General features: G+C 71.2%; 21 protein-coding genes. 7 read left to right on the plus strand and 14 right to left on the minus strand.

Going from position 1 to position 22,776, the window contains the following annotated elements:
* Nucleotides 1-61: 61 nt before the first annotated feature.
* On the minus strand, nucleotides 62-1,015 hold the full coding sequence (locus tag ACIQZN_RS16315; RefSeq protein WP_403993390.1) for a heme o synthase: 954 nt from the start codon (nucleotides 1,013-1,015) through the stop codon (nucleotides 62-64).
* 446 nt (nucleotides 1,016-1,461) lie between these two features.
* On the opposite strand from ACIQZN_RS16315, the gene tkt reads away from it, so the two are divergent.
* The 6 genes from tkt to ACIQZN_RS16345 all read left to right on the plus strand — a co-directional run bounded on the left by tkt (nucleotide 1,462) and on the right by ACIQZN_RS16345 (nucleotide 8,495).
* Nucleotides 1,462-3,549 (plus strand): transketolase, encoded by a 2,088-nt coding sequence (tkt, locus tag ACIQZN_RS16320; RefSeq protein ID WP_403993393.1) that lies wholly within the window; start codon nucleotides 1,462-1,464, stop codon nucleotides 3,547-3,549.
* Between the two features lie 34 nt (nucleotides 3,550-3,583).
* Nucleotides 3,584-4,702, plus strand: a complete 1,119-nt coding sequence (gene tal / locus ACIQZN_RS16325) for a transaldolase (protein ID WP_403993396.1) — start codon at nucleotides 3,584-3,586, stop codon at nucleotides 4,700-4,702.
* 5 nt (nucleotides 4,703-4,707) lie between these two features.
* Nucleotides 4,708-6,240 (plus strand): glucose-6-phosphate dehydrogenase, encoded by a 1,533-nt coding sequence (gene zwf / locus ACIQZN_RS16330; RefSeq protein ID WP_403993399.1) that lies wholly within the window; start codon nucleotides 4,708-4,710, stop codon nucleotides 6,238-6,240.
* Nucleotides 6,237-7,259 carry a glucose-6-phosphate dehydrogenase assembly protein OpcA gene (gene opcA / locus ACIQZN_RS16335; protein WP_403993402.1) on the plus strand — a complete coding sequence of 341 codons (1,023 nt, stop codon included), beginning with the start codon at nucleotides 6,237-6,239 and terminating at the stop codon, nucleotides 7,257-7,259. Before zwf ends, opcA begins: the two co-directional genes overlap by 4 nt.
* Nucleotides 7,256-8,041 carry a 6-phosphogluconolactonase gene (pgl, locus tag ACIQZN_RS16340; protein WP_018104611.1) on the plus strand — a complete coding sequence of 262 codons (786 nt, stop codon included), beginning with the start codon at nucleotides 7,256-7,258 and terminating at the stop codon, nucleotides 8,039-8,041. The genes opcA and pgl overlap by 4 nt, the downstream gene beginning before the upstream one ends.
* Before the next feature lie 97 nt (nucleotides 8,042-8,138).
* On the plus strand, nucleotides 8,139-8,495 hold the full coding sequence (locus ACIQZN_RS16345) for a VOC family protein (protein ID WP_403993405.1): 357 nt from the start codon (nucleotides 8,139-8,141) through the stop codon (nucleotides 8,493-8,495).
* A gap of 40 nt (nucleotides 8,496-8,535) precedes the next feature.
* Here the strand turns inward: ACIQZN_RS16345 and pgi are convergent, their stop codons facing one another.
* The 12 genes from pgi to ACIQZN_RS16405 form a co-directional block, all read right to left on the minus strand.
* On the minus strand, nucleotides 8,536-10,188 hold the full coding sequence (pgi, locus tag ACIQZN_RS16350) for a glucose-6-phosphate isomerase (protein WP_403993408.1): 1,653 nt from the start codon (nucleotides 10,186-10,188) through the stop codon (nucleotides 8,536-8,538).
* A 149-nt stretch (nucleotides 10,189-10,337) separates the two neighbouring features.
* Nucleotides 10,338-10,673, minus strand: coding sequence for an RNA polymerase-binding protein RbpA (locus ACIQZN_RS16355; RefSeq protein ID WP_073864697.1), 336 nt, complete (start codon nucleotides 10,671-10,673; stop codon nucleotides 10,338-10,340).
* Nucleotides 10,674-10,782: 109 nt separating this feature from the next.
* Nucleotides 10,783-11,019 carry a preprotein translocase subunit SecG gene (gene secG / locus ACIQZN_RS16360; RefSeq protein WP_018104607.1) on the minus strand — a complete coding sequence of 79 codons (237 nt, stop codon included), beginning with the start codon at nucleotides 11,017-11,019 and terminating at the stop codon, nucleotides 10,783-10,785.
* A gap of 110 nt (nucleotides 11,020-11,129) precedes the next feature.
* Complete coding sequence (tpiA, locus tag ACIQZN_RS16365; RefSeq protein ID WP_403993411.1) at nucleotides 11,130-11,906, minus strand: triose-phosphate isomerase; 777 nt, start codon at nucleotides 11,904-11,906, stop codon at nucleotides 11,130-11,132.
* Between the two features lie 6 nt (nucleotides 11,907-11,912).
* Nucleotides 11,913-13,124: a phosphoglycerate kinase gene (locus tag ACIQZN_RS16370; protein ID WP_403993414.1), complete on the minus strand. Its 1,212-nt coding sequence runs from the start codon at nucleotides 13,122-13,124 to the stop codon at nucleotides 11,913-11,915.
* 111 nt (nucleotides 13,125-13,235) lie between these two features.
* Nucleotides 13,236-14,246 (minus strand): type I glyceraldehyde-3-phosphate dehydrogenase, encoded by a 1,011-nt coding sequence (gap, locus tag ACIQZN_RS16375; protein WP_018104604.1) that lies wholly within the window; start codon nucleotides 14,244-14,246, stop codon nucleotides 13,236-13,238.
* 260 nt (nucleotides 14,247-14,506) lie between these two features.
* On the minus strand, nucleotides 14,507-15,496 hold the full coding sequence (gene whiA / locus ACIQZN_RS16380; protein WP_018104603.1) for a DNA-binding protein WhiA: 990 nt from the start codon (nucleotides 15,494-15,496) through the stop codon (nucleotides 14,507-14,509).
* Nucleotides 15,487-16,521 (minus strand): uridine diphosphate-N-acetylglucosamine-binding protein YvcK, encoded by a 1,035-nt coding sequence (gene yvcK, locus ACIQZN_RS16385; RefSeq protein WP_403993418.1) that lies wholly within the window; start codon nucleotides 16,519-16,521, stop codon nucleotides 15,487-15,489. Before yvcK ends, whiA begins: the two co-directional genes overlap by 10 nt.
* The gene (rapZ, locus tag ACIQZN_RS16390) at nucleotides 16,518-17,483 is read right to left on the minus strand and encodes an RNase adapter RapZ (protein ID WP_403993421.1); all 966 of its coding nucleotides are present in this window, start codon (nucleotides 17,481-17,483) and stop codon (nucleotides 16,518-16,520) included. The genes yvcK and rapZ overlap by 4 nt, the downstream gene beginning before the upstream one ends.
* Nucleotides 17,480-19,516 carry an excinuclease ABC subunit UvrC gene (uvrC, locus tag ACIQZN_RS16395; RefSeq protein WP_403993424.1) on the minus strand — a complete coding sequence of 679 codons (2,037 nt, stop codon included), beginning with the start codon at nucleotides 19,514-19,516 and terminating at the stop codon, nucleotides 17,480-17,482. Before uvrC ends, rapZ begins: the two co-directional genes overlap by 4 nt.
* A gap of 114 nt (nucleotides 19,517-19,630) precedes the next feature.
* Nucleotides 19,631-20,503 (minus strand): hypothetical protein, encoded by an 873-nt coding sequence (locus tag ACIQZN_RS16400; protein ID WP_403993427.1) that lies wholly within the window; start codon nucleotides 20,501-20,503, stop codon nucleotides 19,631-19,633.
* Nucleotides 20,504-20,507: 4 nt separating this feature from the next.
* A complete protein-coding gene (locus ACIQZN_RS16405) occupies nucleotides 20,508-21,158 on the minus strand; it encodes a papain-like cysteine protease family protein (protein WP_403993430.1) in 651 nt (216 codons plus the stop codon).
* Between the two features lie 226 nt (nucleotides 21,159-21,384).
* Between ACIQZN_RS16405 and ACIQZN_RS16410 the strand changes: the two genes are divergently transcribed.
* Nucleotides 21,385-22,311, plus strand: coding sequence for a hypothetical protein (locus ACIQZN_RS16410; RefSeq protein ID WP_403993433.1), 927 nt, complete (start codon nucleotides 21,385-21,387; stop codon nucleotides 22,309-22,311).
* A 19-nt stretch (nucleotides 22,312-22,330) separates the two neighbouring features.
* Here the strand turns inward: ACIQZN_RS16410 and ACIQZN_RS16415 are convergent, their stop codons facing one another.
* Entirely contained in the window at nucleotides 22,331-22,759 is a 429-nt protein-coding gene (locus ACIQZN_RS16415) for a Rieske (2Fe-2S) protein (protein ID WP_403993436.1), read from the minus strand.
* Nucleotides 22,760-22,776: the final 17 nt, after the last annotated feature.

The following is a 22,776-nucleotide window of genomic DNA, read 5'->3' on the forward strand; positions in this document are numbered from 1 at the left end:
GGCGACGGGCGGGGAGCGTGGCTTGTGCCACGCTCCCCGCCCGTCGGACGGAGCTGAGCTTCTACCGGAGGAAGGGGTCCACCGCCACGGCCACGAAGAGCAGCGACACATAGGTGATGGACCAGTGGAACAGCCGCATCTCCTTGAGCTTCGCGCCTGTCACCCCGGCCTTGGCCCGGCTGAGCAGCCCGTGCGCCTCCCAGAGCCAGAAGCCGCCGGTGAGCAGCGCCACGGCCGTGTAGAACCAGCCGGTGTAGCCCAGCGGGGTGAGGAGCAGCGAGACGGCGACCATCACCCAGCTGTAGGCGACGATCTGGCGGGCGACCACCCGGTTGGATGCGATGACCGGGAGCATGGGGACGCCGACGCGGGCGTAGTCGTCCTTGACCTTCATGGAGAGCGGCCAGTAGTGCGGCGGCGTCCAGAAGAAGATGACGGCGAAGAGGATCACCGCGGCCCAGGACATCTCGTTGGTCACGGCGGACCAGCCGATGAGGACCGGCATGCAGCCCGCGATGCCGCCCCAGACGATGTTCTGCGAGGTACGGCGCTTCAGCAGCATCGTGTAGATCACGACGTAGAAGAGCAGGGCGCCCAGCGACAGCGCCGCGGACAGCCAGTTGACCAGCAGCCCGAACCAGACCGTCGAGACCACCGCGAGGCCGATGCCGAAGGCCAGGCACTCGCGCGGGCTCACCATGCCGGTGACCAGCGGGCGCTGCGACGTACGGTCCATCAGCGCGTCGATGTCGCGGTCGATGTACATGTTCAGTGCATTGGCACCGCCGGCGGACAGATAGCCGCCGATGGTGGTAGTGAGCACGAGCCACAGGTCGGGTACACCCTGAGCGGCCAGGAACATCACCGGAACAGTGGTGATCAGCAACAGCTCGATGATCCGAGGCTTGGTCAGTGCCACGAATGCCTTGACACGGGCCCCGAATGGGCGTTGGCCCCCTGGGCTCGGAGTCAAGGCGACCCCTGCGGGTCGGGACTCGACGGCCGTCACGCACACCCCTGACAGAGAAATCCCAGCAAGCTCCGGGCGTGAGAGCCCGGTGAAGACTTGCGCGAACCCGACCACTGTAGACGTTGGGGACAGGCCGCCCTTCGCGGGGGTGGGGTCGTGTTGATGTGGCGCGGACGGCCACCTCGGCCCGGCCGCGAGCCGTCTCGTACGCACGAGTGACGCACTGGTGTCGCAGGGTTCGCGCCAGCCGCTTCCGGGGCCCCCGCAACCGCGCCCGGGGCCGCTCTTCGGAGCGCCCAGGAGTGGGTCTCCGCGCTCATCGGAGAAGCCCATCGGTGAGCCCTTCCGCTCATACGGGAGGCGGATTCCGCAGGCCGCCCGCACCCTGGTAGGAGCCGGAAAACACGGGTACGGACGGGGGTAGGCTCGACAGCATCCGGTGCGGTCGAAGTCACCGGTCTACAACAGTTGGAGAGGAGCCCTGACTCAGGGTGAGCACCAAGCCGACCACCACAGACCTCCAGTGGACCGAATTGGACCAGCGGGCCGTGGACACCGTCCGCGTCCTCGCCGCGGACGCCGTACAGAAAGTCGGAAACGGCCACCCGGGCACGGCGATGAGCCTGGCTCCCGCCGCGTACACCATCTTCCAGAAGGTGATGCGGCACGACCCGGCGGACGCGGACTGGACCGGCCGCGACCGGTTCGTGCTCTCGGCGGGGCACAGCAGCCTGACCCTGTACATCCAGCTCTACCTGGCCGGCTACGGCCTGGAGCTGGCGGACCTGGAGTCGTTCCGCACCTGGGGCTCGAAGACCCCGGGCCACCCGGAGTACGGCCACACCACCGGGGTCGAGACGACGACCGGCCCGCTGGGCCAGGGTGTCGCCAACGCCGTGGGCATGGCCATGGCCGCCCGCTACGAGCGCGGTCTGTTCGACCCGGAGGCGGCCCCCGGCACCTCCCCGTTCGACCACATGGTGTGGGTCGTCGCCGGTGACGGCTGCCTCCAGGAGGGCATCTCGGCCGAGGCGTCCTCGCTGGCCGGCCACCAGAAGCTGGGCAACCTGGTCCTGCTGTGGGACGACAACCACATCTCCATCGAGGGCGACACGGAGACCGCGGTCTCCGAGGACACCGTCAAGCGCTACGAGGCGTACGGCTGGCACGTCCAGCGCGTCGACCAGCTGCCCAGCGGCGACCTGGACCCCGAGGGCCTCTACCACGCGCTGCTGGCCGCCAAGGCCGAGACCGAGCGCCCCTCGTTCATCGCGGCCCGCTCGATCATCGCCTGGCCCGCCCCGCACGCCCAGAACACCGAGGCGTCGCACGGCTCGGCGCTCGGCGACGACGAGGTCGCCGCGACCAAGAAGGTGCTCGGCTTCGACCCGGAGAAGTCCTTCGACGTCGCCGACGAGGTCATCGCGCACACCCGCCGCGCCCTGGACCGGGGCCGCGAGGCGAAGGCCGAGTGGCAGAAGGGCTTCGACGCCTGGCGCGCCGCCAACCCGGAGCGCGCCGCCGACTTCGACCGGATCGCCGCGGGCGAACTGCCCAAGGGCTGGGAGGACAGCCTGCCGGTCTTCGAGACGGGCAAGGGCGTCGCCACCCGCGCCGCGTCCGGCAAGGTGCTCCAGGCGCTCGGCGGGATCATCCCCGAGCTGTGGGGCGGCTCCGCCGACCTGGCCGGTTCGAACAACACCACGATCGACAAGACGTCGTCGTTCCTCCCCGCGGGCAACCCGCTGCCGGAGGCCGACCCGTACGGCCGCACGATCCACTTCGGCATCCGCGAGCACGCGATGGCCGCCGCGATGAACGGCATCGCGCTGCACGGCAACACCCGCATCTACGGCGGCACCTTCCTGGTGTTCTCCGACTACATGCGCAACGCCGTGCGCCTGTCCGCGCTGATGCACCTGCCGGTGACCTACGTGTGGACGCACGACTCGATCGGCCTCGGCGAGGACGGCCCGACCCACCAGCCGGTGGAGCACCTGGCCTCGCTGCGCGCCATCCCGGGCCTCAACGTCGTGCGCCCGGCCGACGCCAACGAGACCGCCATCGCCTGGCGCGAGATCCTGCGCCGCTACACCAAGGTGTTCGGCGAGGGCGCCCCGCACGGCCTGGCGCTGACCCGCCAGGGCGTGCCGACGTACGAGGCGAACGAGGACGCCGCCAAGGGCGGCTACGTGCTCTTCGAGGCCGAGGGCGGCAAGCCCCAGGTCGTGCTGATCGGTACGGGCTCCGAGGTCCAGCTCGCCGTCGAGGCGCGCGAGGAGCTCCAGGCGGCCGGAATTCCGACCCGCGTGGTCTCGATGCCGTGTGTCGAGTGGTTCGAGGAGCAGGAACAGGGTTACAAGGACTCCGTCCTGCCGCCTTCGGTGAAGGCGCGCGTGGCCGTCGAGGCGGGCATCGGCCTGACCTGGTACCGGTACGTCGGCGACGCCGGCCGGATCGTCTCGCTGGAGCACTTCGGCGCTTCGGCGGACGCCAAGGTCCTGTTCCGGGAGTTCGGCTTCACCGGCGAGAACGTCGCCGCCGCCGCCCGGGAATCCCTCGCCGCCGCCACGCGCTGACGCCGGTATACGACTAGTAGGAGATGCATTTCTCATGACAGACGCACTCAAGCGCCTCTCCGACGAGGGCGTGGCGATCTGGCTCGACGACCTCTCGCGCAAGCGGATCACCTCGGGCAACCTGGCCGAGCTGATCGACCAGAGCCACGTCGTGGGGGTCACGACCAACCCCTCGATCTTCCAGAAGGCCATCTCGCAGGGCGACGGTTACGACCAGCAGCTCGCCGACCTCGCGGCCCGCAAGGTGACCGTCGAGGAGGCGATCCGCATGATCACCACCGCGGACGTCCGCGACGCGGCCGACATCCTCCGCCCGGTCTTCGACGCGACGGACGGCCAGGACGGCCGGGTCTCCATCGAGGTCGACCCGCGCCTGGCGCACGACACGACGGCCACGGTCGCCGAGGCGAAGCAGCTGGCCTGGCTGGTGGACCGCCCGAACACGCTGATCAAGATCCCGGCGACCAAGGCGGGCCTGCCCGCGATCACCGAGACGATCGGCCGGGGCATCAGCGTCAACGTCACGCTGATCTTCTCGCTGGAGCGCTACCGCGCGGTCATGGAGGCCTACCTGGCGGGCCTGGAGAAGGCGAAGGCCGCGGGCCTGGACCTCTCCAAGATCCACTCGGTTGCCTCGTTCTTCGTGTCCCGCGTGGACACCGAGATCGACAAGCGCCTGGACGCCGTCGGCGGCGACGAGGCGAAGGCCGCGAAGGGCAAGTCCGCCCTGGCCAACGCCCGGCTCGCCTACGAGGCGTACGAGGAGGTCTTCGCCGGTGAGCGCTGGGCCGCCCTGGACAAGGCGCACGCCAACAAGCAGCGTCCGCTGTGGGCCTCGACCGGCGTGAAGGACCCGGCCCTCAAGGACACCCTGTACGTGGTGGACCTCGTCGCGCCGAACACGGTCAACACCATGCCGGAGGCGACTCTGGACGCGGTGGCGGACCACGGCGAGGTCACCGGCGACACCGTCACCGGTGCGTACGACCAGGCTCGCGCCGACCTCGACGCGATCAAGAAGCTCGGCGTCGACTACGACGACGTCGTGCAGGTGCTGGAGGACGAGGGCGTCGAGAAGTTCGAGACGTCCTGGAACGACCTGCTCAAGTCGACCGAGGCGGAGCTTCAGCGCCTCGCTCCCTCGAAGGGCTGACCACTTTGTCTGGTGTTCCCGGAGCCAACCCGCTCCGTGACGCCCAGGACCGACGGCTCCCGCGCATCGCGGGGCCGTCGGGCCTGGTCATCTTTGGCGTCACGGGCGATTTGTCCCGTAAAAAGCTGATGCCCGCCGTGTACGACCTGGCCAACCGCGGCCTGCTGCCGCCGGGCTTCTCACTCATCGGTTTCGCGCGCCGCGACTGGGAGGACGAGGACTTCGCCCAGGTCGTCCACGACGCCGTCAAGGAGCATTCCCGTACGCCCTTCCGCGAAGAGGTCTGGCAGCAGCTCAGCCAGGGCATGCGCTTCGTGCAGGGCAACTTCGACGACGACGTGGCCTTCGAGACCCTGAGGGCCACGATCGAGGAGCTGGACAAGGCGCAGGGCACGGGCGGCAACTTCGCCTTCTACCTGTCCGTCCCGCCGAAGTTCTTCCCCAAGGTCGTCCAGCAGCTCAAGAAGCACGGGCTGGCCGACCAGAAGGAAGGCAGCTGGCGCCGCGCCGTCATCGAGAAGCCGTTCGGCCACGACCTGAAGAGCGCGCAGGAGCTCAACCAGCTCGTGCACGACGTCTTCCCGCCGAACGAGGTCTTCCGGATCGACCACTACCTCGGCAAGGAGACCGTCCAGAACATCCTGGCGCTCCGCTTCGCCAACACGATGTGGGAGCCGATCTGGAACCGGTCGTACGTCGACCACATCCAGATCACGATGGCCGAGGACATCGGGATCGGCGGCCGGGCCGGCTACTACGACGGCATCGGCGCCGCCCGCGACGTCATCCAGAACCACCTGCTGCAGCTGCTCGCGCTGACCGCGATGGAGGAGCCCGGCTCCTTCCACCCGAAGGCCCTGGTCGCCGAGAAGCTCAAGGTGCTCACGGCGGTGGAGCTGCCCGAGGACCTGGGCAAGCACACCGTGCGCGGCCAGTACACGCACGCCTGGCAGGGCGGCGAGGAGGCCGTCGGCTATCTGGAGGAGGACGGCATCGACCCCAAGTCGAAGACCGACACCTTCGCCGCGATCAAGCTGACGATCAACAACCGCCGCTGGGCGGGCGTCCCCTTCTACCTGCGCACCGGGAAGCGGCTCGGCCGCCGGGTCACGGAGATCGCGGTCGTCTTCAAGCGCGCCCCGTACCTGCCCTTCGAGTCCGGCGCGACGGAGGAGCTGGGCGGCAACGCCCTGGTCATCCGGGTGCAGCCGGACGAGGGCGTCACCGTGCGGTTCGGCTCCAAGGTGCCCGGCACCTCGATGGAGGTCCGGGACGTCACGATGGACTTCGCGTACGGCGAGTCCTTCACGGAGTCCAGCCCGGAGGCGTACGAGCGGCTCATCCTCGACGTGCTGCTCGGCGACGCCAACCTCTTCCCGCGCCACCAGGAGGTCGAGCTCTCCTGGAACATCCTCGACCCGATCGAGGAGTACTGGGACAAGCACGGCAAGCCCGCCCAGTACCCGGCCGGCACCTGGGGTCCGGCCGAGGCGGACGAGATGCTCGCACGCGACGGACGGAGCTGGCGCCGGCCATGAAGATCGATCTCACGGAAACCACGTCCAGCAAGATCAACCAGGCGCTCATCTCGGCGCGGCGCGCGGTCGGCGCCCCGGCGATCGGGATGGTCCTCACCCTCGTCATCGTCACCGACGAGGAGAACGCCTACGACGCGCTGAAGGCGGCCAGCGACTCCTCGCGGGAGCACCCCTCGCGGATCATCGCCGTCATCAAGCGGCTCAGCCGTTCGCCGCGCACCCGCCGCGACGCACGGCTCGACGCCGAGATCCGGGTCGGTTCCGACTCGGGCTCCGGCGAGACCGTGGTGCTCCGGCTCCACGGCGAGCTGGCCAACCACGCCCAGTCGGTCGTCCTGCCGCTGCTGCTTCCGGACGCCCCGGTGGTGCTGTGGTGGCCGCAGGACTCCCCCGCCGACCCGGCGAAGGACGCGCTCGGCGCGCTGGCCCAGCGCCGAATCACCGACACCTACTCGGCCGTGCACCCGCTCGACGAGCTGGCGGTGCGCGCCGACACGTACCGGCCCGGTGACACGGACCTGGCGTGGACGCGCATCACGCCGTGGCGTTCGATGCTGGCCGCCGCGCTCGACCAGCAGCCGGAGGAGGTCGTCTCGGCCACGGTCGAGGGCGAGTCGGACAACCCGAGCTGCGAGCTGCTCGCCATGTGGCTCGCGGACCGGCTCGGCGTGCCGGTGGAGCGCACCACCTCGGGCGGCCCCGGTCTGACGGCCGTCCGGATGGTGACCAAGAAGGGCGACATCGTCCTGGACCGGGCCGACGGCTCGCTCGCCACGCTCTGCATGGTGGGCCAGCCGGATCGCGCGGTGGCGCTCAAGCGGCGCGAGACGGCGGAGCTCCTCGCGGAGGAGCTGCGGCGGCTCGACCCGGACAACATCTACGAGTCGACCGTGAAGTTCGGCGTGGACCGCCTCCGGAAGGCGGGCCCGGGCGAGTCGGCCAAGGCACCCGCCCCGGCCTCCGACAAGGCCCCCGCCGCGAAGAAGGCCGCCCCGGCGAAGAAGGCGGCGGCGAAGTGACGGGAGTCCCGCAGCTCGTCGTGCACCGCGACAAGGAGCTGATGGCGCAGGCCGCCGCGGCCCGGCTGATCACGAAGATCGTGGACGCCCAGGCCGCGCGCGGCGACGCCTCGGTGGTGCTCACCGGCGGGCGCAACGGCAACGGCCTGCTGGCCGCGCTCGCCGCCGCGCCCGCCCGGGACGCGGTCGACTGGTCGCGGCTCGACCTGTGGTGGGGCGACGAGCGGTTCCTGCCGGAGGGCGACCCGGAGCGCAATGTCACGCAGGCCCGCGAGGCCCTGCTGGACGCCGTGCCCCTGGACCCCTCGCGGGTGCACGTCATGCCGGCCTCGGACGGCCCCTACGGCCCGGACGCCGACGCCGCGGCCGCCGGGTACGCGGCCGAGCTGGCGGCCGCCTCGGCGCCGCAGGACCACGGCCCGGTGCCGGAGTTCGACGTGCTGATGCTGGGCGTCGGCCCGGACACGCACGTCGCCTCGCTCTTCCCGGAACTGCCCGGGGTGCGCGAGACCGAGCGCACCGTCGTCGGTGTGCACGGTGCGCCCAAGCCGCCGCCGGTCCGGGTCTCGCTGACGCTGCCCGCCATCCGGGCGGCGCGCGAGGTGTGGCTGCTGGCCGCGGGCGAGGACAAGGCGGAGGCGGTCGCCATCGCCCTGTCCGGGGCCGGTGAGATCCAGGCGCCGGCGGCCGGTGCGTACGGCCGTGCCCGGACGCTGTGGCTGCTCGACGCGGCGGCGGCCTCCCGCCTCCCGCGCGCCCTGTACCCCCCGGCTTCCGCCTGACCGCCCGTCAGCGGGGTTGCCCACGGGCCCGGTTCGTCCTTCGGGGCGGGCCGGGCCCGGCGCGTTTTCCGGGGCGGCACGTGAAAGGCTCGGCCCCATGCGTATCGGAACCGTGGTGATGGGCGCGTCGGACGTGGCGCGCGCGGCGGCCTTCTGGAAGGCGGCCCTGGGTTACGTGGAGCGGGAGCCGGCCACGGAGGACTGGGTGGTCCTGGTCCCCGCCGAGGGGCCGGGCGTCGGGCTCTCGCTGGGCCGCAGCGACGCCCCGGTGCAGGAGGTCCCCCGGGTCCACCTCGACCTGTACACGGAGGAGCAGGACGCCGAGGTGGCCCGGCTGCTCGCGCTGGGCGCGGCGGAGGTCGACTGGGCGCTGTATCCGGAGGACCCGGACTTCGTGGTGCTGGCGGACCCGGAGGGCAACCGCTTCTGCGTCATCGACACGACGCACGGCTGAGGGGGCCCCGCGCGAGCTGCGGGGCCCCCTCACGCGGGACTCAGCGCCCGCGCAGCTCGCGGTAGGTCGAGACGAGCGCGGCGGTCGAGCTGTCCAGCTGCTCGCCGCCCTTGCCCTCGGTCAGGACGGGCTCGATCTTCTTGGCGAGGACCTTGCCGAGCTCGACGCCCCACTGGTCGAAGGAGTCGATGTTCCAGATGGCGCCCTGGACGAAGACCTTGTGCTCGTACAGGGCGATCAGCTGGCCGAGCACGGACGGCGTGAGCCGGTCGGCGAGGATCGTCGTCGTGGGGTGGTTGCCCCGGAACGTCTTGTGCGCCACCAGCTCCTCGGGGACGCCCTCGGCGCGCACCTCGTCCGGCGTCTTGCCGAAGGCCAGGGCCTGGGTCTGCGCGAAGAAGTTGGCCATCAGCAGGTCGTGCTGGGCGACCAGCCCGGGCAGCAGGTCCTCGACCGGCTGCGCGAAGCCGATGAAGTCGGCCGGGATCACCTTCGTACCCTGGTGGATCAGCTGGTAGTAGGCGTGCTGGCCGTTGGTGCCGGGGGTGCCCCAGACGACCGGTCCGGTCTGCCAGTCGACGGGGTTGCCGTCGCGGTCCACGGACTTGCCGTTGGACTCCATGTCCAGCTGCTGGAGGTACGCGGTGAACTTGGACAGGTAGTGGCTGTAGGGCAGCACCGCGTGCGACTGGGCGTCGAAGAACGCGCCGTACCAGACGCCCAGCAGGCCGAGCAGCAGCGGCGCGTTCTCCTCGGCGGGGGCGGTGCGGAAGTGCTCGTCCACGAGGTGGAAGCCGTCGAGCATCTCGCGGAACCGGTCCGGGCCGATGGCGATCATCAGCGAGAGGCCGATGGCGGAGTCGTACGAGTAGCGGCCGCCGACCCAGTCCCAGAACTCGAACATGTTGGCCGTGTCGATGCCGAAGTCCGCGACCTTCTCCGCGTTGGTGGAGAGCGCCACGAAGTGCTTGGCGACGGCCTCCTGACCGGCCCTCAGTCCGGTGAGCAGCCAGTCACGGGCGGAGGTGGCGTTGGTGATCGTCTCGATCGTGGTGAAGGTCTTCGAGGCGATGATGAAGAGCGTCTCGGCCGGGTCGAGGTCGCGCACGGCCTCGTGCAGGTCGGCGCCGTCCACGTTGGAGACGAAGCGGAAGGTGAGCGAGCGGTCCGTGAAGGAGCGCAGCACCTCGTACGCCATGGCGGGGCCCAGGTCCGAGCCGCCGATGCCGATGTTGACGATGTTCTTGATGGGCTTGCCGGTGTGACCGGTCCACTCCCCCGACCTGACCCGGTCGGAGAAGGCCGCCATCTTGTCGAGCACCGCGTGCACGGCCGGCACCACGTTCTCGCCGTCGACCTCGATGACGGCCTCGCGCGGGGCGCGCAGGGCGGTGTGCAGGACGGCCCGGTCCTCGGTGGTGTTGATCTTGTCTCCGCGGAACATGGCGTCACGCAGCCCGAACACATCGGTGGCCGCGGCGAGTTCGCGCAGGAGCGTCAGCGTCTCGTCGGTGACGAGGTGCTTGGAGTAGTCGAGGTGCAGGTCACCGACCCGGAGGGTGTACCCGGTGCCGCGCTCCGGGTCGTCCGCGAACAGCTGGCGCAGATGGCTCGACCCGAGCTGCTCACGGTGCTTTCCCAGCGCCGCCCATTCCGGCGTCTGGTTGAGCCTGGTACGGCTTGTTGCGTTCATCCCGGACATCAGCCCACTTCTCTCGTAACCGCAGTTCCCCGCTGCCCCTCCAACCTAATTGATCAGGCGGCCGGACGCGGCAGCGGCGGGCTGCGGCACGGCGGAAGCACTCCGGCCGGACCCCGAGGGGGGCCGGCCGGTGAACGTCTCTAGATCTCGCCGCGCAGTTTCGCCAGGGCCTCGGCGAGGATGGCCTCGCCGTCGGCGTCGCTGCGGCGCTCGCGTACGTACGCGAGGTGCGTCTTGTACGGCTCGGTGCGCGGCGGGTCGGGCGGGCTCTCCGGGTCCTGGCCGGCCGGGAAACCGCAGCGCGGGCAGTCCCAGGTGTCCGGTACCTGCGCGTCATGGGCGAAGCTGGGCTGCGTCTCGTGCCCGTTCGAGCACCAGAAGGAGATGCGGAGCCGTGGCGCGGACTCGCCGCGCTCGGCCTCCCCCATCGGCCCCGCCCCGACCCGGCTTCCTCGGATCGCGTTGCCACTTGCCACGGTCGTAACTCCCTGCGTGATGGTGCTCGAAGATGCCCCAGTCTACGTAAGGCCCAACGCGCGTCCAGTGAAAGGAGTTACACGGTCACCGGGAATCGCGTACGACGGGTCAGTTGTCCAGCTTGATGAGCAGACCAAGCACCACGATGCACGCGAACCAGCCCAGACCGACCACCACGGTGATGCGGTCGAGGTTGCGCTCGGCGACCGAGGAGCCGCCGACGGAGGACTGCATGCCGCCACCGAACATGTCGGAGAGACCGCCGCCCTTGCCCTTGTGCATCAGCACCAGCAGCATCAGCAGCAGGCTGAAGACGATCAGGGCGATCTCGAACCCCAGAATCACGGCTGGTCCCTACTTTCCGGAAATACCGACTGCTTGTGCGAACAACGGGGGCCGGGAGGCTGCCCTCCCCGGCCCCCGCAAGGGTACGACGGATCCGCGCTACCGCATACTCACTGGTCGCGGAAGCGGACGATCTTGACGAACTCGTCCGCGTCGAGCGCCGCGCCGCCGATCAGGGCGCCGTCGACGTCGGGCTGGGCCATGATCGCGGCCACGTTGCCGGACTTCACCGAGCCGCCGTACTGGATGCGGACCGCGTCGGCCAGCTCCTGCGAGTACAGCTCGGCCAGGCGGACGCGGATCGCACCGCAGACCTCCTGGGCGTCCTCCGGGGTGGCGACCTCGCCGGTGCCGATGGCCCAGACCGGCTCGTAGGCGATCACGATGGACTCGGCCTGCTCGGCCGGGATGTCCTTCAGGGCGCCGTCGAGCTGCGCGAGGGTGTACGCGACCTGGTCGCCGGCCTTGCGGATGTCCAGGCCCTCGCCGACGCAGAGGATCGGGGTCAGCCCGTGCTTGTACGCGGCCTTCACCTTGGCGTTGCAGACCTCGTCGGTCTCCGCGTGGTACTGGCGGCGCTCGCTGTGGCCGACGGCGACGAAGGTGCACTTCAGCTTGGCGAGCATGGGGCCGGAGATCTCACCGGTGTACGCGCCGGAGTCCTGCGCCGAGATGTCCTGGGCGCCGTACTTGATCTTCAGCTTGTCGCCGTCGACCAGCGTCTGCACGGAGCGCAGGTCGGTGAAGGGCGGCAGGACGGCGACCTCGACGGCGTCGTAGTCCTTGTCGGCCAGGGCGAAGGCGAGCTTCTGGACGTGGGCGATGGCCTCAAGGTGGTTGAGGTTCATCTTCCAGTTGCCCGCCATCAGCGGGGTGCGAGTGGTCATGAAAGGTCAGTCCTCCAGAGCGGCGAGGCCGGGAAGCGTCTTGCCCTCGAGGTATTCGAGGCTGGCGCCGCCACCGGTCGAGATGTGTCCGAACGCGTTCTCGTCGAAGCCCAGGATGCGGACCGCGGCGGCGGAGTCGCCACCGCCGACCACGCTGAAGCCCGAGGAGTCGACGAGGGCCTGGGCGACGGCCCGGGTGCCCTCGGCGAAGTCGGGGTGCTCGAAGACGCCCATCGGGCCGTTCCAGAAGACGGTGGCCGCGTCGGCGAGCTTCGATGCGTAGAGCTTGTTGGTCTCCGGACCGTTGTCCAGGCCCATCTGCCCGGCCGGCATGGCGTCGGCGGCGACGGTCTCCGGGTGGGCCGGGGCCTTGGTCTTCAGGTCCGGGAAGGAGGGGGCGACGACGACGTCGACGGGGAGCACGAACTCCACGCCCTTGTCCTCGGCGCGCCGCAGGTACTCCTGGACCGCCGGGATCTGGTCCTCCTGGAGCAGCGAGCTGCCGACCTCGTGGCCCTGGGCCTTGAGGAAGGTGTACGCCATGCCGCCGCCGATGAGGATGCGGTCGGCCCGCTCCAGGAGGTGGTCGATGACGCCGAGCTTGTCGGAGACCTTGGCGCCGCCGAGGACCACCGCGTAGGGGCGCTGGACGTCGTCGGTGAGCTTCTTCAGGACGCCGACCTCGGTGGCGATGAGGTCGCCGGCCGCGTGCGGGAGGCGGGCCGGGAGGTCGAAGACCGAGGCGTGCTTGCGGTGGACGGCGCCGAAGCCGTCGCCCACGTACAGGTCGGCCAGCTCGGCGAGCTGGTCCGCGAAGGCACCGCGCTCGGCGTCGTCCTTGGAGGTCTCGCCGGGGTTGAAGCGGAGGTTCTCGATGACCGCGACCTGGCCGTCGGTGAGCGCGGCGACGGTGGCGCGGGCGGACTCGCCGACCGTGTCGGTCGCGAACGCCACGTCGGCGCCGAGCAGTTCGCCGAGCCGGGTGGCGGCGGGGGCCAGCGAGAACGCCGGGTCCGGGGCGCCCTTGGGGCGGCCGAGGTGCGAGGCGACGACGACCCGGGCGCCGGCCTCGGCCAGCTTGCGGACGGTCGGGGTGACGGCGCGGATGCGGCCGTCGTCGGTGATGGTGGTGCCGCTCAGCGGCACGTTGAGGTCGGCGCGGACGAATACCCGCTTACCGGCGACCCCTTCGGCGAGAAGTGCGTCGATCGTCTTCATCTGTCTGGACTCCTTGGAGGACGAGTGAGCATGCGAGGGGGCTCGAACAGCGCAGCGTCGCGCTGTTCGAGCCCCGTGCTCACATCGAGATGCCTGCCGGTACGGCGGTGCTCAGAGCTGGCCGCCGACGAAGACGGTGAGGTCCACGAGACGGTTCGAGTAGCCCCACTCGTTGTCGTACCAGCCGAGGATCTTCACCGTGTTGCCCTCCTGGACCATCGTCAGGGAGGAGTCGAAGGTGCAGGACGCCGGGTCGCTGACGATGTCCGAGGACACGATCGGGTCCTCGGTGTAGTACAGGATGCCCTTGAGGTCGCCGTCGTCAGCGGCCTTCTTGAACGCGGCGTTGACCTCGTCCTTGGTGACCTCGCGCTGGAGGGTCACGACCAGGTCGGTGGCCGAGCCGGTCGGGACCGGGACGCGCATCGCGATGCCGTCGAGCTTGCCCTTGAGCTGCGGCAGGACCAGAGCGGTCGCCTTGGCGGCACCGGTCGTGGTCGGGATGATGTTCTCGGCGGCGGCGCGGGCGCGGCGCAGGTCCGAGTGCGGGAAGTCCAGGATGCGCTGGTCGTTGGTGTACGCGTGGACCGTCGTCATGAGGCCCTTGACGATGCCGAAGTTCTCGTCCAGAACCTTGGCCATCGGGGCGACACAGTTGGTCGTGCAGGACGCGTTGGAGATGACGTGGTGGTTGGCCGCGTCGTACTTGTCCTGGTTGACGCCCATCACGATGGTGATGTCCTCGTCCTTGGCCGGAGCCGAGATGAGGACCTTCTTCGCGCCACCGGCGATGTGCTTCGCGGCGTCGGCCTTCTTGGTGAAGATGCCGGTCGACTCGATGACGATGTCGACGCCCAGCTCACCCCAGGGGATGTCGGCCGGGTTGCGCTCGGAGAGCACCTTGATGGTGTGGCCGTCGACGGTGATGGTGTCGGCGGTGTGGCTGACCTCGGCCTTCAGACGACCCAGAATGGTGTCGTACTTCAGCAGGTGAGCCGTGGTCGCAGTGTCACCCAGGTCGTTGACAGCCACGATCTCGATGTCCGCACCCTGCTCCAGCAGCGCGCGGAAGTAGTTACGACCGATGCGGCCAAAGCCGTTGATGCCTACGCGGATCGTCACGAACCGATCTCCTCGTTAGGTACGCCGGTTTTCGACGCCGGCGAGTTGTATTGGGATGTCCCCGACCGCCTACGACCCTACCTCTCCGGAGCCGCCGGGGTGACATCGAGCGGGGCCGTAAGAACGCGGTAAGCCCGTACTCCCCAGTAGGAATACGGGCTTCCGCGTGCTGTCCGGCGTTCCGCGCGACGATTACGCAGCGTCAACGGCCGCGTTCCTGCGGGCCGTTCCCCGCGCGGGGCGCGTACGGCCGGTACGGCTCAGCCGACCAGGCCGTCCGCCAGCTCTTCGCTGAGAGTGGATTCCGTGCCGGGGATGCCCAGGTCCTGGGCGCGCTTGTCGGCCATCGCGAGGAGCCGGCGGATGCGGCCCGCGACCGCGTCCTTGGTCAGCGGCGGGTCGGCGAGGGCGCCCAGCTCCTCCAGCGACGCCTGCTTGTGCTCCATGCGCAGCCGCCCGGCGGCCGCCAGGTGCTCCGGGACCTCCTCGCCCAGGATCTCCAGGGCGCGGCCGACCCGGGCACCTGCGGCGACCGCGGCCCGGGCGGAGCGGCGCAGGTTGGCGTCGTCGAAGTTGGCGAGGCGGTTGGCGGTGGCCCGGACCTCGCGGCGCATCCGGCGCTCCTCCCAGGCCAGCACCGATTCATGGGCGCCGAGCCGGGTGAGCAGGGCGCCGATCGCGTCGCCGTCGCGGACGACGACCCGGTCCACGCCGCGCACCTCGCGGGCCTTGGCCGCGATGGAGAGCCGGCGGGCGGCGCCGACCAGGGCGAGCGCGGCCTCCGGGCCGGGGCAGGTCACCTCCAGCGAGGAGGAGCGGCCCGGCTCGGTGAGCGAGCCGTGCGCCAGGAACGCCCCGCGCCAGGCGGCCTCGGCGTCGCAGGTGGCCCCCGAGACCACCTGCGGGGGCAGGCCGCGGATGGGGCGGCCCCGGCCGTCGACGAGCCCGGTCTGGCGCGCCAGCTGGTCGCCGCCGGCCACCACCCGTACGACGTAGCGCGAGCCGCGCCGCAGCCCGCCGGGGGCCATCACGATGAGCTCCGAGCTGTGCCCGAAGATCTCCAGGATGTCCCGCTTGAGCCGGCGCGCCGCCATCGCGGTGTCCAGCTCCGCCTCGATCACGATCCGGCCGCTCACCAGGTGGAGGCCGCCCGCGAACCGGAGAATCGCCGAGACCTCTGCCTTCCTGCAGCAGGTCCGGGTCACGGGAAGCCGGGAGACTTCGTCCTTCACCGCCGGCGTCATCGCCATGGGCCGATCCTTCCATGCATCCGAAAAATACGGTCGTACGCGGCGGCCAACAGCTCCGGATCATGGATCGGAACGCCGTCGGGTGAGGCCACGGGCGCCAGCTCGACCGCGGCACCGAGCCGTTTGGCTGCGTCGGCGAGGGAATCGCGGTCGGGCACGGCGGCCTCGTCGGCCAGCACCACGTCCAGGGCGAGTTTAGGGGCGTGTCGTCCCAAAACCTCCAAATGACGCTGCGGTGAGAAGCCTTCTGTTTCACCGGGCTGCGGTGCGAGGTTCAACGAAAGCACCTTGCGGGCCTTCGTCTCGATCAATGCGTCCAGCAGTTCGGGGACCAGCAGGTGCGGGATGACCGAGGAGAACCAGGAGCCCGGGCCCAGGACCACCCAGTCCGCGTCCCGGACGGCGGCGACCGCCTCGGGGACGGCCGGCGGGTCGGCCGGGACCAGGTGCACGGACTGCACCTCGCCCGGGGTGAGGGCCACGGTGGCCTGGCCGCGCACGGTGTCCACGTCCTCGGGGCGGTCCGGGTCGTGGCCCTTGACGAGGGCCTGGAGCTCCAGCGGCACGGCGGACATGGGCAGCACCCGGCCGTGCGCGCCGAGCAGCTTGCCGACCAGGTCCAGGGCCTGGACGTGGTCGCCCAGCTGCTCCCAGAGGGCGACGATCAGCAGATTGCCGACCGCGTGCTCGTGCAAGTCGCCCTTGGACTGGAAGCGGTGCTGGATGACCTGGGCCCAGGTCTGGCCCCACTCGTCGTCGCCGCACAGGGCGGCCAGCGCCTTGCGCAGGTCGCCGGGGGGCAGGACGCCCAGCTCCTCGCGCAGCCGCCCGCTGGAGCCCCCGTCGTCGGCGACGGTGACCACGGCGGTCAGATCGCCGGTGATCCGGCGCAGCGCGGTGAGGGAGGCGGACAGGCCCATGCCGCCGCCGAGGGCGACGACCTTGGGCTGGGCGCCGCGCTTGCGCACGGAGAGCGTGGGCGCCGCTCCCCGCAGCCGGCGCAGGCGCAGATTGCGACTGGTCACTCGCGCCCCATGTCCCTGTGTACGAGCACGGTCTCGATCCCCTCCGTGGCGAGCCGGGCCGCCAGCTTCTCGGACATCGCCACCGAGCGGTGCTTGCCGCCCGTGCAGCCCACCGCGATGGTCACATAGCGCTTGCCCTCGCGGCGGTACCCCGCGGCGACGAGCTGGAGCAGTTCGGTGTACTGGTTGAGGAACTCCTTGGCGCCGGGCTGGTCGAAGACGTACGCCGACACCTCCTCGTTGAGCCCGGTGAAGGGGCGCAGCTCCGGGACCCAGTGCGGGTTGGGAAGGAAGCGGCAGTCGACCACCAGGTCGGCGTCGACCGGCAGGCCGTACTTAAAGCCGAAGGACATCACCGTGGCGCGCAGCTCCGGCTCCTCGTCGCCGGCGAACTGGGCGTCCATCTTGGCGCGCAGCTCGTGGACGTTGAGGCTGGAGGTGTCGATCACCAGGTCGGCGTCGCCGCGCAGCTCGCGCAGCAGGTCGCGCTCGGCGGCGATGCCGTCCACGATGCGGCCGTCGCCCTGGAGAGGGTGGGGGCGGCGGACCGACTCGAAGCGGCGGACCAGCGCGTCGTCGGAGGACTCCAGGAAGACCACCCGGCGGGTGACGCCCTTGGCGTCCAGGTCGGCGAGGGATTCGCGCAGGTTGTCGAAGAAGCGGCGGCCCCGCACGTCGACCACGACGGCGATCCGGGCCACATTGCCCTGGGAGCGGGCGCCGAGCTCCACCATGGTGGGGATCAGCGCGGGCGGCAGGTTGTCCACGACGAACCAGCCGAGGTCCTCCAGACACTTGGCCGCGGTGCTGCGTCCGGCGCCGGACATGCCGGAGATGATCACCAGCTCCGGGATGGCCGCGGCGGCGTCGCCCGTCTCGGTCGGGGTGCCCGTACTCACGTGTGCTGCTCCGTCTGCTCGGTCCGTGCGGTCGTGCCCGTGTTCATGTTCGTGCTCGGTCATGTCGTGCTGCCCCCGTCGTCCTCTTCCATGATCTCTCCTGTGGCCGTGTTCACGGCGGGTGCGGCCGGGGCGGCCGCCGCGAGGGCGACGGCCACGGACTCCGCTGTCCTGCGGCCTATCCCGGGAACCTCGCAGATCTCTTCGATTGTCGCCTGCCGCAGCTTCTTGACGGAGCCGAAATGCTTGATCAGGGCCTGTTTCCGGGTGTCCCCGAGGCCGGGGACGGCGTCCAGCGGGCTGGAGCGGATGCGCTTGGCCCGCTTGGCGCGCTGGTAGGTGATGGCGAAGCGGTGCGCCTCGTCGCGGACGCGCTGGAGGAGATACAGGCCCTCGCTGGAGCGGGGCAGGACCACCGGGTCGTCGTCATCGGGCAGCCAGACCTCTTCGAGACGCTTGGCGAGGCCACAGACCGCGATGTCGTCGATGCCCAGCTCGTCCAGGGCCCGCTTGGCGGCGGCGACCTGCGGCTGCCCGCCGTCCACGACGAGGAGCTGGGGCGGGTACGCGAACCGCTTGGGGCGGCCGTCGTCCTCGCGGGACTCCTCGGCGGCCGGGGCGTCCCGGTCGCCGTCGCCCGGGACCGCCGGGACGGGGCCGGTGGGTGCCGGGGTCTCCTCCCACTCCCCCGTGCGCTCCTTCTCCTGGAGGTAGCGGCGGAAGCGGCGGCTGATCACCTCGTGCATCGAGCGGACGTCGTCCTGGCCCTCGAAGCCCTTGATCTGGAAGCGGCGGTACTCCCCCTTGCGGGCGAGACCGTCCTCGAAGACCACCATGGACGCGACGACGTCGTCGCCCTGGAGGTGGGAGATGTCGAAGCACTCGATGCGCAGCGGTGCGGTGTCCAGGCCGAGGGCCTCGGCGATCTCCTCCAGGGCCCGGGAGCGGGTGGTGAGGTCGGAGGCCCGCTTGGTCTTGTGGAGTCCGAGCGCCTGCTGTGCGTTGCGCTGGACGGTGACCATCAGGTCCTTCTTGTCGCCGCGCTGCGGGATGCGCAGGCTGACCTGGGAGCCGCGCCGGTCCGCGAGCCACTGGGAGACCGCCGCCGGGTCCTCGGGCAGGGCCGGGACCAGGACCTCCTTGGGGACGGCGTCGCCGCTCTCCTCCCCGTACAGCTGCTGGAGGGCGTGCTCCACGAGGCCGGAGGTGTCGACGTTCTCCACTTTGTCGGTGACCCAGCCGCGCTGGCCGCGGACCCGGCCGCCCCGGACGTGGAAGATCTGGAGGGCGGCCTCCAGCTCGTCCTCGGCGACCGCGATGAGGTCGGCGTCGGTGGCGTCGGCGAGGACGACGGCGCTCTTCTCCATCGCGCGCTTCAGCGCCTCGACGTCGTCGCGCAGCCGCGCGGCCCGCTCGTACTCCATCTCCTCGGCGGCCGCCATCATGTCCTTCTCCAGGCGGCGGATGTACGTGCCGGTGCGGCCGGCCATGAAGTCGCAGAAGTCGTCCGCCAGTTCGCGGTGCTCCTCGGGGGTGACGCGGCCGACGCAGGGGGCCGAGCACTTGCCGATGTACCCGAGGAGACAGGGGCGTCCGGTGCGCGCGGCGTTCTTGAAGACCCCGGCGGAGCAGGTGCGGACGGGGAAGACGCGGAGCATCAGGTCGACCGTCTCGCGGATCGCCCAGGCGTGCCCGTACGGACCGAAGTAGCGCACGCCCTTCTTCTTGGCGCCGCGCATCACCTGGACGCGGGGGAACTCCTCGTTGAGCGTGACCGCCAGGTAGGGATAGCTCTTGTCGTCGCGGTACTTGACGTTGAACCGGGGGTCGAACTCCTTGATCCAGGAGTACTCCAGCTGGAGCGCCTCGACCTCGGTGGCGACGACCGTCCACTCCACGGAGGCGGCCGTGGTGACCATCGTGCGCGTACGCGGGTGGAGGCCGGAGAGGTCCTGGAAGTAGTTGGCCAGGCGCTGGCGCAGGCTCTTGGCCTTCCCGACGTAGATCACCCGGCGGTGCTCGTCGCGGAATTTGTAGACCCCCGGGGAGTCGGGGATCTGTCCCGGCTTGGGGCGGTAGCTGGAGGGGTCTGCCATGCTCCCCACCCTACTTGCGGCCAGTGACAGCGCGGGGTGCGCGGATGGCGCCGCGCTCCGGGGCAGGGGTGGGGAGCACCTGCCCCGGAGCGCGGGGTCGTGGGGCCGGGCGGGTCACCCGGTCCGGCGGCGGTTCCTGAGGCGCAGGGCCGTCACGCCGCACAGGGCGAGCACGGCGACGGCGCCTCCGGCGGCCGCCATGGAGCCCGCGGTCAGGGCGGTCCCGGTGGTGGAGGCGGCGGCGGCGATGGCGGGGCCGGCGCCCTTCTCGCCGGAGTCCTGCGTGCCTCCGCTCTTCGCCCCCGGCCCGTAACCGCCGGCCTCGCCCTTGCGGGCGTACGCGGAGCCGGGGAGCTTGTCCGCGTAGGCGGCGTGGACCCGGGTGCGGTAGGCGGAGAGCGTCGTCCCCTGCTTGCCGACCGCCCGGACGGCGTCCTGGTCGAGCGGGACGACCCGGTCGCCCTTCTGCACGTACCAGGCGTCGATCTGGGGCTCGTGGAAGACGATGCCGCCGGGCAGCTTGCGGGCGCCCGCCTCGCTGTAGCGCGCCTCGTCGTCGCCGGTGGCGATGTTCACCACCCGCATCGCGCCGTCCTTGCCGGGTTCCGGCAGCGTCCAGAGCGACGCCTTCTGCCCGTCCGAGGAGACGGCGGTGCTGGCCAGGTAGTCGAGGGAGGCGACGGGGGCGCCCGGCTCGCCCGCGACGAACCCGGCGGACAGGGTGCGCACCGGCACGGCCTCGCCCTGGATGCGGGGTGCCGCGGCCTTCTCGGTGACGGCGCCCTCGCGGGCGAAGAACCGGGACAGGGTGTTCAGGGTGGTGGCGTCGGTGGCCGCCTCGTGGGCCGCGGCCAGGGCGGCGGGACCGGCCTGGGGGCCGTCGGCGGCGGCCGCCTGCGGGGCGGCGGTGAGGAGGGCGGCGCCGGCGAGGACACCGGCGGCGGCCAGGGCGGCGGCGAGGGGGCGGCGGGAACCGATGGTGGTCATGGCGTCACGCCCCGATCCGGTAGAGCGAGTGGGTCCAGGAGAACTCGCTGTTGTTCACGTACCAGGAGTGCGAGGCCCAGTTGTACCGGTTGCTGGAGGGCCAGGGGTCGCCCCAGTAGACGAGGCTGTTGGCGTCGTCGTAGCCGTACAGGACGTGCATGTGGCCACCGCCCGACGACCACTGGATGCGGGTCTCGACCGGGCGTCCGGCGGCTATCTCACTCTGCACGGTGGAGTAGCGCAGCCAGCCGCTGACGTACGAGCCGGGGCTGATGCCCGCCCAGTACAGGGCGTTCTGCACGTTGTCGAGGGCGGCCTGCGAGTTGGGGCACTCGTAGCCCTGGGCGCGGTTGAAGGCGGCGTTGCAGAACTGGTTCTGGCTGTAGTCGCGGCCGTACCAGGTGGCGATGGTGTTGCCGGACGCGGCCCAGCACCAGTTGGTCTTCTGCTGGGCCTGCATCGTGATGTTCAGCCGCTTGGTGGCGGCGAGGGCGGCCGTCGGGGCGGACGCGGTCCGAACCTGGGCGGTGGCGGTGGCGCCGGCGATGCGGGGGTGGTCGGCGGCGGTGGCGGTCGCCGTGGGGACGGCGAGCAGCAGGGCGGCCAGTACGGCTGTCACCGACAGCCGGGCCGGCCTGGTTGCTGGGTTGCGCATGGCGTTCCTCCCGGGGCGGGGGGTGGGGGTTGTGAGGAGCGCGTCCGGACGCTGTGGAGGAGCATCAACCGTTGTCGGGGACGGGTCAACACGCTTGAATGCGGGTGAACACCGCGGTGTGAACGCCCGGGGCCGAGGTGTGAACGCACGCCCCGGCCACCTGCGGACCGGCACCCGCCGGCGCGGCCCCGGGCCCGGCCGGCGTGAACGTTCACCTGGAGGACCCATGCGGCACACCGAGGCCGAACTGGCGCAGGTGCTGCACACCGGACCGTTCCACCTGGCCCTGCGCACCGCGCTGTCGGTGCGCGGGCTGCCGCTCCAGCGGGTCCGGCACCATCTGGCGCACCGGGGGATCAAGCTCGGCGTGACCAGCCTGAGTTACTGGCAGCAGGGCGCCCGCCGCCCGCAGCGCCCGGAGTCGCTGCGCGCCGTGCGGGCCCTGGAGGAGGTCCTCGCCCTGCCGGCGCACTCGCTGCTCGGTCTCCTGGACGCCGAGGAGCCCCGCCCGGACACCGAGCGCCCGCCCGCGCGCACGTACCGCTCGCTGGTGGAGACGTCCGGGGCCGTGGAGCGGCTGCTCGCGGACCTGGAGTCACCCGCGGACGGCGGGCTGCACACGGTGGGCCATCAGGAGCGGGTACGGATCGGGCCGGGGCGCCGGATGCAGCAGCGGACCTCCCAGCATGTGGTGCGCGCCCACCGGGACGGCATCGACCGCTATCTCGCGGTGTACGTGGGCGATCCGGGCTGCGATCCGGCGCGGGTCGAGGTGGGTGCCCGGGAGAACTGCCGGACGGGCCGGGTCCGCTGGGACCGGGAGACGGGGGTGCTGATCGCCGAGCTGCTGTTCGACACCCGGCTGCGGGCGGGCGACACGTACCTCTTCGGCTACGGCTTCGAGGACGGCACGGGCGGGCCCTGCGGCGAGTACATGCGCGGCTTCACCTTCGGCGGCGGGCAGTACGTGCTCCAGGTCGGCTTCGCCGAGGAGGCGCTGCCGGTACGGTGCCGGAGCTTCGCCCAGGCGTCGGCGAGCGCGCCCCGCGGAGCGCGGGCGGAGCTCACGCTGACCGGCCGGCACCGGACCGTGCATCTGGTGGAGCAGGGGGTGCGGCCGGGGCTGGTCGGGATCGACTGGGACTGGGAGTAGGCGGGGAGTGCCGCCCGGGTCAGGCGTCGGGGCCCGCGATCAGCTTTCCGCCCTCGACGCGGACCGGGACGGCGGGCAGCGGCACGGTCGCCGGGCCGTGCACGGCCTTGCCGGTCGTCGTGTCGAAGCGGCTGCCGTGGCAGGGGCAGTGGCCCTCGTTCTTCTCGACCTTGTCCAGCAGGCAGCCGGCGTGGGTGCACTGGGCGCTGAAGCCCTTGAACTCCCCCTTGGCCGGGCAGGTCACGATGACGCGCTGCTCGCGGTAGAGCTTGGACTCGCCGACAGGGATCTCGTCGGGCGCGCCGAGCTCGACGGGGGCGGTGGGGGTCGGCGTCTGGGCGTGGCCGAGCTTCGAGTCGGTCGAGCAGGCGGCGGCTCCCAGCCCGGCGACGCCCGCGAGAGCGGCGCCCTTCAGCACGGTGCGGCGGGCGGCGGGCTGGCCGGACATGCGGTCTCCACGGGTCG

Source organism: Streptomyces sp. NPDC097595 (assembly GCF_044761525.1).
GTDB classification, from domain to species: Bacteria; Actinomycetota; Actinomycetes; order Streptomycetales; family Streptomycetaceae; genus Streptomyces; species Streptomyces drozdowiczii_A.